This is a genomic window from Mesorhizobium sp. M7A.F.Ca.US.006.04.2.1 (assembly GCF_004022915.1).
Classification (GTDB): domain Bacteria; phylum Pseudomonadota; class Alphaproteobacteria; order Rhizobiales; family Rhizobiaceae; genus Mesorhizobium; species Mesorhizobium ciceri.
Genome location: NZ_RZQA01001339.1, coordinates 1 through 1,042, shown reverse-complemented (window position 1 = coordinate 1,042; position 1,042 = coordinate 1). Strand labels below are relative to the sequence as shown.

The 1,042-nt window shown below is 57.5% G+C and carries 1 protein-coding gene; it reads left to right on the top strand.

The features are described from left to right. Positions 1-243: 243 nt before the first annotated feature. A partial coding sequence (locus EN925_RS37145) for a glycosyltransferase (protein ID WP_128337427.1) occupies positions 244-1,042 on the top strand: 799 nt, incomplete at its 3' end.

Sequence of the window (1,042 nt, the reverse complement as noted above, 5' to 3'; positions counted from 1 at the left end):
TCTTAACCCTCTGGTCCCGAGCGACCGCAAGACCCTTGCTGCGACGGAAAGCGCTGGCTAAACAATGGACGGGTTGAGGCAGCACTTGGCTGTGAAGGGGCAATCGTTCTTTGCAACAAAGGTCATGCAAATGGCCAAGGCGACGGGATGATGCATGAGATATAAAGCCGGACAAAGGCGCAGGAATTCCCTTCAACAATTTCCAGCAGCGTGTAACGAACGCCACTCCGCCAAGGGATTAGCATGAGCACCATCGGCCTGTGCATGATCGTCAAGAACGAGGCAAAGGTCATCTTGCAATGCCTCGCCAGCGCGCTTCCTCTCGTTGACTACGTGCTCGTCATCGACACGGGTTCCGAGGACGGCACGCAGGACCTCATCCGTACCTTCCTGACCCTGCACAAAGTCAAAGGCACAGTCATCGACGAGCCTTGGCGGGACTTTGCGTACAACCGTACCTTTGCCCTTGACCGCCTGCGTGAAGTCGAGACGGTCGACTACGCCATGATCATCGACGCCGACGACGTCGTGGTCCAAGACGCTGACTTCGATCCGATCGCGTTCAAGTCGAACATGGAACACGATCTCTACGACGTCGAGGTGTCCCATGGGGGCATTTCGTTTTATCGCCCGCAGATTTGCCGCAACCGGCTTCCCTTCTCCTTCAAGGGCGTGCTGCACGAATATCTCGAGGCCCCTCCCGGCCATCTCACACGCGAGACCGCCAAGGGTTTTCGCGTGGCGACGGGGCGTGGCGGAGCACGCAGTCAAAACCCGCGAAAGTACCAGGACGACGCGGCGGTTCTTGAAAACGCGCTTGCTACGGAGACCGACCCGTTCCTTATTTCGCGATACACCTTCTATCTGGCGCAGAGCTATAGGGATTCCGGAGAACGTGAAAAATCGCTGGCAAACTATCTGAAGCGCGCCGAGCTGGGCTTCTGGGACGAGGAAATCTATGTCAGCCTGCTCGAAGCGGGCAATCTCATGGCAGCGCTGGGACGGCCATTCGACGAGGTCGTTGCAATCTTTGAGCGTGCGA